Annotated in this window: 7 protein-coding genes; 6 read left to right on the top strand and 1 reads right to left on the bottom strand. The window is 71.7% G+C overall.

All coding sequences use genetic code 11. The features are described 5' to 3' along the window. The first annotated feature begins 456 nt into the window (after positions 1-456). The 4 genes from ABZ172_RS28670 to ABZ172_RS28655 all read left to right on the top strand — a co-directional run bounded on the left by ABZ172_RS28670 (position 457) and on the right by ABZ172_RS28655 (position 3,449). Complete coding sequence (locus ABZ172_RS28670) at positions 457-1,725, top strand: MFS transporter (RefSeq protein ID WP_356888027.1); 1,269 nt, start codon at positions 457-459, stop codon at positions 1,723-1,725. A 70-nt stretch (positions 1,726-1,795) separates the two neighbouring features. Continuing rightward, a complete protein-coding gene (locus ABZ172_RS28665; RefSeq protein ID WP_356888026.1) occupies positions 1,796-2,362 on the top strand; it encodes a YbjN domain-containing protein in 567 nt (188 codons plus the stop codon). A 263-nt stretch (positions 2,363-2,625) separates the two neighbouring features. Further along, on the top strand, positions 2,626-3,102 hold the full coding sequence (locus ABZ172_RS28660; RefSeq protein ID WP_356888024.1) for a prevent-host-death family protein: 477 nt from the start codon (positions 2,626-2,628) through the stop codon (positions 3,100-3,102). Next, a complete protein-coding gene (locus ABZ172_RS28655; protein ID WP_356888022.1) occupies positions 3,099-3,449 on the top strand; it encodes a hypothetical protein in 351 nt (116 codons plus the stop codon). Before ABZ172_RS28660 ends, ABZ172_RS28655 begins: the two co-directional genes overlap by 4 nt. A gap of 80 nt (positions 3,450-3,529) precedes the next feature. Here ABZ172_RS28655 and ABZ172_RS28650 read toward each other — a convergent pair whose 3' ends face one another. Further along, a complete protein-coding gene (locus tag ABZ172_RS28650; RefSeq protein WP_356888020.1) occupies positions 3,530-4,705 on the bottom strand; it encodes a pyridoxal phosphate-dependent aminotransferase in 1,176 nt (391 codons plus the stop codon). A 127-nt stretch (positions 4,706-4,832) separates the two neighbouring features. Between ABZ172_RS28650 and ABZ172_RS28645 the strand changes: the two genes are divergently transcribed. Further along, on the top strand, positions 4,833-5,117 hold the full coding sequence (locus tag ABZ172_RS28645) for a hypothetical protein (protein WP_356888018.1): 285 nt from the start codon (positions 4,833-4,835) through the stop codon (positions 5,115-5,117). A 318-nt stretch (positions 5,118-5,435) separates the two neighbouring features. Next, on the top strand, positions 5,436-5,957 hold the full coding sequence (locus ABZ172_RS28640) for a DUF2617 family protein (protein WP_356888016.1): 522 nt from the start codon (positions 5,436-5,438) through the stop codon (positions 5,955-5,957). The last annotated feature ends 43 nt before the right edge of the window (positions 5,958-6,000 follow it).

The raw sequence follows: 6,000 nt of genomic DNA, 5'->3' as shown, positions 1-6,000 counted from the left end.
GGGGGCCCCCCCGGCCCACGCCCCGGGCCCGCACCCCGCCCCCCGGGCCCCGCACCACCCCCGCCCGCCGCCCCCCCGCCCCGCCCGCCCGCCGCCCGCGTCCGGCCGGGGCCGGGCGGGTGTGTGCACGCGGCGCGCAGCCGGCGCGCGTGGGCCTGCGGGCCGTCCGCGCCGTCCGCGCATTCGGGCCGGAGTTTCCGGTCCATGGCCGAATGGTGGATGCACCGAAGTCCGCCGGCCCGTTATGCGGATCGGCCCGGCTCGAAGTGCCGTCCGTACCCCGAAGTGCCATCCGTATCCGGAGCGTCATCGGTATCCGGAGCGTCGTCCGAATCCGGTCCGCGGAGAGCGCGTCGCGGGTGAAAGGAATTCCCGCGCGATATCGGGACACTCCGGGCCCTTTTCTCTCCCGGTCACCACGGCTGCGCCGAATGGGGAGAACGGTAGGGTACGCGCATGACCGAGCGGATACCCGGTGAGGCGGGTGCGGAGCCGAAAGGCGACGGAAGTGCCGGCCTCATTCGCCTGAGCGAATTTCGAACGCTGTGGGCTGCATATGCCCAGTCGGTTCTGGGCGACCAGCTGGCGCGTGTGGCGCTGTCCCTGCTGGTGTTCGAACGTACCGACTCGGCCGGCTGGACCGCGGCGACCTACGCGCTGACGAGCCTGCCCGCCCTGCTGTCCGGGGTGCTGCTCTCCGGCCTCGCCGACCGGTTCCCCCGGCGCACGGTCATGGTCGGCTGCGACCTGGTGCGCGCCGTCCTGGTCGGGCTGATGGCCCTGCCCGGTACGCCTCTGCCGCTGCTGGCCGGCCTGCTGGTGCTGGCACAGCTCGCCGAGGCGCCCTTCGGGGCGTCGCAGGGCGCCCTGCTGCCGGCCGTCCTGGGCGAGCGCCTGTACGAGCGCGGGCAGCGGGTCATGGTGGTCACCCACCAGGCCGGACAGCTGGTCGGATTCGCCGCGGGCGGGGTCCTCGTCGTCTGGCTGGGCAGCCATCTCGCGCTGGGGCTCAACGCGTTGACGTTCGTGGTCTCCGCCGTGCTGATCCGGCTGGGTGTCAGGGCGCGGTCGGTGGACGCCGTCGCGGACGCGGCGCCGAAGCGGATGCACACCCAGGTGGGCAGGGCCGCCGCGCTGATCTGGTCGGACCCCCGGCTGCGGTCGCTGGTGGCGCTCGGCTGGCTGGCGGGCTTCATCGTGCTGCCGGAGGGCCTCGCGGCCCCCTTCGCCGAGGAGGCCGGAGGGGGCGCCGCGTCGGTGGGCCTCCTGCTCGCCGCCCATCCCGCGGGCATGGTCCTGGGTGCGGCGCTCCTGGGGCGGCCGGGGTTCGACGTCGAGCGCCGCCGCCGGCTGCTCGGCCCGCTCGCGGTGGGCGCGAACCTCCCGCTGGTCGTCTACTGGGCCGGCCCCGGTGTGGCGGTCGCCCTGCTGGTGCTGCTGGTGTCGGGCGTCTGCTCCGCGTACCAGATCACCGCGGGGGCGACCTTCGTCCTGCTCACCCCGGCCGACCAGCGCGGTCAGGCACTCGGGCTGGCCAGGTCCGGGCTGACCGCCGTGCAGGGGATCGGTGTCGCCTCGGGCGGCCTCGCGGCGGAGCTCTCCGGATCCTCGACGCAGACGATCGCGGGGGCCGGACTGGTGGGAACGCTCTGCGCGGTCCTCGTCGCGGTTTCCTGGTCGCGGGCCCGGGGAACGAGCGCGGGGACGATTCCCCTGAGCGCGTAGGACCACCGGCCGCGATCGCGGCTAGGGTCGGAGCCAGGAAACCACGTGCGATCCACAGGAGTGCCCAGCGATGTCTATCGACCCGTCCTCGATCCCCAACTTCGGGGGCCAGCCCGAACCGCAGGCGACAGGACCCGAGGGCCCCGTGGTCCCCGACCAGGACCTCGTCAAGCAGCTTCTCGAACAGATGGAACTGAAGTTCGTCGTCGACGACGAGGGCGACCTCGCCGCGCCGTGGGAAGAGTTCCGGACGTACTTCATGTTCCGCGGCGAGGAGGAGCAGCAGGTCTTCTCGGTCCGGACCTTCTACGACCGCCCGCACGCCCTGGACCAGCGTCCCGTCCTGCTCGACGCGATCGACGACTGGAACCGCCGCACCCTGTGGCCCAAGGTCTACACCCACGCCCACGAGGGCGAGGAGGGCGTCGCGGGCTCCGTGCGCCTGGTCGGTGAGGCGCAGATGCTCATCGGTACCGGTGTCAGCCTGGAGCACTTCGTCTCCTCGACGGTCAGCTGGGTGCGGGCCTCGATCGAGTTCGACAAGTGGCTCGTGGAGCGCCTGGGCCTGGAGCCCGCCGCCAAGCAGGCCGAGGACGAGGCCGGCGACGGCGCCGCGGAGCAGGGCCCGGAGGCCTGATCCGCCGCTGAACCACCACGGAGGCCCGGGAACGGGGCACGGCCGGACGGCCGGCGCCCCGCGTCCCGGGCCTCCGTCGTGCTGTGCGGGGCCGCCCGCCGGTTCGTCCGGGTGCCCCGTCAGCCGGCCAACCGCTTGAGGCGGTCCACCGCCTCCTCCAGCACGGCCTTCCGCTTGCAGAAGGTGAAGAAGTGCGCGTCGAAGGCCGGACGGTCCCCCTTGAAATCAGATCGTGATCTGAGTAGTCTCTGATTATGCCTAGCGTGCCTCTGGAAGCAGAAACGGAATCCGTCTCCTTCACCGATCTCTCCCGCAATCCCAAAGGTGTTGCCGCCAGAGCTGCTGCCCTGGGACGGCTTCGGGTCACCCATCGGGACGCGCCGGACATGATGCTGACCACGGCTGTACGCGCGGAAGGCGCGGAAGAGAACCTGACCACCGCCTCGCGGCTTTTCCTTGCACTGATGAAGCAGGACGACGGCGCCAGGGCGCTCCTCCTCGCACTGCCCGAGGTGTTCCCCTGGGCGCGACACCTGGACGCGGAAGAGGTGCGGGCTTTCACCGTCGAGCTTCTTGAAGCGCTGTCGGACGCGGCCGAACTGGGGGCGGGGGAGGCTGTGCACCGCGCGATCGTCTCCTGGCGCGCCACGGCACGCATCAATGCCGATCCCGGGCAGCTCAGGGAATCGCTGCGTCCGCTCGATGGTGATGACCTCGGTCAGGTCGAGGTGGGTGGGTGAGCCCGAAGAAGGGAGACCGAGTGAGCGTTCCGCCCCTCAACGGGTGGAACGTCGTCTTCGGGACCACAGAGGCGGTGACGGGCTGGGAGGAACTGTGTCGCGTGGCCCTGCCGAGCGCGCATCGCTGCCTGGACGCTCTCCGGAGCGACCCCCTGACCCGGTCCAACTGGAATCGCCAGCATCAGTTGCGCGGCAGGCACGCCACCAAAGCGTGGAAGGGTTCCGACCTGGACCAGTGGGAGTACGAGGTCACCAGCGGTGGTCGAGTGCGCTACCTGGTCAGCGCGGAGACTTCCACCGTGATCCTCGTGTACGCCTCCCCGCGACATCCCAAAGACACCGAGTGAACTGTGGTCGCTTCGGGAGCGGGGCTTGATCAGGTCCCGCACCCCGGAGCGAACCGGCGGCGCTCTTTTCGCGCCCCCTGTCAGCCGGCCAACCGCTTGAGGCGGTCCACCGCCTCCTCCAGCACGGCCTTCCGCTTGCAGAACGCGAAGCGCACGAAGGGCGCGCCCTGTTCGCGGTGGTCGTAGAACACCGCGTTCGGGACGGCGACGACCCCGCAGCGTTCCGGGAGTGCCCGGCAGAAGGCGAAGCCGTCCGTCTCGCCGAGCGGGCGGATGTCGGTGGTGAGGAAGTACGTCCCGGCCGGCGCGTAGACCTCGAAGCCGGCCTCGGCGAGGCCCGCGCTCAGCAGGTCGCGCTTGGCGCGCAGGTCCGTGCGCAGGCCCTCGAAGTAACGGTCGGGCAGCCGCAGGGCCTCGGCGACGGCGTACTGGAAGGGGCCGCCGGAGACGTACGTCAGGAACTGCTTGGCCGAGCGGACCGCGGCGACCAGCTCCGGGCTCGCCGTGACCCAGCCGATCTTCCAGCCGGTGAGGGAGAACGTCTTGCCGGCGCTGCTGACGGTGACGGTCCGGTCCCGCATGCCGGGGAAGGACGCCAGGGGGATGTGCTCGCCCTCGAAGACGAGGTGTTCGTACACCTCGTCGGTGACGACCAGGAGGTCCCGCTCGCAGGCGAGTGCGGCGACGGCCGCCAGTTCGTCGCGGGTCAGGACGGTGCCGGTCGGGTTGTGCGGGGTGTTGAGCAGGATCAGCCGGGTGCGGGGCGTCACGGCGGCGCGCAGCTCGTCGAGGTCGAGCCGGTAGGCGCCCTCGTGGGGCCGGAGCGTGACGGGGACGCGGGTGCCGCCGGCCAGGGCGATGCCGGCGGCGTACGAGTCGTAGTACGGCTCCAGGGCGATGACCTCGTCGCCGGGCTCCAGGAGGGCCAGCAGCGAGGCGGCGACCGCCTCGGTGGCGCCGGTGGTGACCAGGACCTCGGCGTCGGGGTCGTACTCCAGCCCGTAGTGCCGACGCTGGTGCTCCGCGATCGCGGAGCGCAGCTCGGGGACACCGGGGCCCGGTGGGTACTGGTTGCCGTGACCGTCGCGCAGGGCGCGGACCGCGGCCTCGCGGATCTCCTCGGGCCCGTCGGTGTCGGGGAAGCCCTGGCCGAGATTGATCGACTCGGTCCGCACGGCCAGCGCCGTCATCTCCGCGAAGATCGTCGTGCCGAACTCGGTGAGGCGGCGGTTGAGCAGCGGTCGTCCGTGTGTCATGGGCGCCATCCTGCGCCGAAGCTCTGGAGTTGCTCAAGTCTGCTTTGGCTCCCGCGGGGCACGGGAATCCCATCGGCAGTCGAGAAGCGGGGGACCTCGCTTCGGGGGACACAGGAATGTGAGGTCGATGGGGTTGTTCGTCTTCATCGTGATTCTGGTGACCGTGGTGGTGGGGATGGTCGCGCATCGTTCGCGTGGCCGGAAGAAGCTGTCGGCCCGGCGGTCAGGGCCGGCGGGACGCCGTGGCCGCGGCTCCGCGGACGGCGGCGGGGGCAGCTGGTGGGCCGGCGACAGCGGCGGTGACTCCGGCGGGCACTCGCACGGCCACTCCTGCGGCGGCGGCAACGGCTGCGGGGGCGGCAGCAGTTGCGGCGGAGGAGGCGGGGGTTGCGGCGGTGGCGGCGGCAACTGAGACGGTCCGCCCCCGCGGTGCGGGGGAGCGGGGCGGATGTGCCTGAGGTGCCCGGTGGGGTCTAACTCCCGCCGGGCACCTTTTTGTTGGGTGCGAGGGAACAGATGAACCGTCCTGCCCCCTGAGGGATGGAAACCACGGCAAGTTGGGTAAAAACGCTGTGAGCGCGACGTACTTCGTGATTGCATCGATGTAGAGAACATTCAGCCCCCGGATCCCAGTTGGGCCGGATCGGGCTCCCACTCCCCCACGTGGTGCCGCGCGGGAGTGTCTCCAGTCTCCTGTCCCTGTGTCCCTGTGTGCTTGCGGAGCCGATCGATGCTCACGACCCTCCATACCGCCTATTCCGACACCCGAGCCGCTGACCTGGCATGGACGCTCGGGCGGGAGCCGTTGCCCGCCCTCGCCGTACTGGACCTCGAACTGGGCCACGCCAGGGTTCAGTTGCGGCTGCTCGGCGCCTCTCACCAGGTGCTGCTGGAGGAGGAGCGCCGCACCTGCTCCGAGACCGTCGCCTGCCTGCCGGGCAGCAGCACACCGCTGCCGCTGGGGGTCGCCGAGAGCGTGGGCGACTGGGACTACGAGTTCGCGGCGCGCGTCGAGACGCTGTCCGAGGGCTCGTTCGCGGGCCGCGCGCAGGAATTGCTCGCGCTCGTGGCCGATCATCCGCACGGACTGGCGGGGACGTTCCCCGGCAGCCCGTACGCCTTCACCGCGATGCTCGCGCAGCGGACGGAGGGTCAGGTGCGCTGGCGCACCTGGCACGCGTACCCGCAGGAGGGGCAGTTGGTCGTGACCCGGACCCGGGTGGGGGCGCGGGTGCCTGCGGGGGTCTCGTGAGGGGAGTGCGGGGGTCCCGCCGGGTGGTGCGGGGCGCGCCGGG

Origin of the sequence: Streptomyces sp. NPDC006296 (assembly GCF_040613235.1) — a bacterium.
Classification (GTDB): domain Bacteria; phylum Actinomycetota; class Actinomycetes; order Streptomycetales; family Streptomycetaceae; genus Streptomyces.
This window is presented reverse-complemented; position numbering and strand designations above follow the sequence as displayed.

What these genes read in the sequence shown, in the direction of transcription:
- ABZ172_RS28650 (WP_356888020.1), bottom strand. Translation starts at nt 4,705, where the DNA reads ATGACACACGGACGACCGCTGCTCAACCGCCGCCTCACCGAGTTCGGC.
- ABZ172_RS28665 (WP_356888026.1), top strand. Translation starts at nt 1,796, where the DNA reads ATGTCTATCGACCCGTCCTCGATCCCCAACTTCGGGGGCCAGCCCGAA.
- ABZ172_RS28645 (WP_356888018.1), top strand. Translation starts at nt 4,833, where the DNA reads ATGGGGTTGTTCGTCTTCATCGTGATTCTGGTGACCGTGGTGGTGGGG.
- ABZ172_RS28640 (WP_356888016.1), top strand. Translation starts at nt 5,436, where the DNA reads ATGCTCACGACCCTCCATACCGCCTATTCCGACACCCGAGCCGCTGAC.
- ABZ172_RS28670 (WP_356888027.1), top strand. Translation starts at nt 457, where the DNA reads ATGACCGAGCGGATACCCGGTGAGGCGGGTGCGGAGCCGAAAGGCGAC.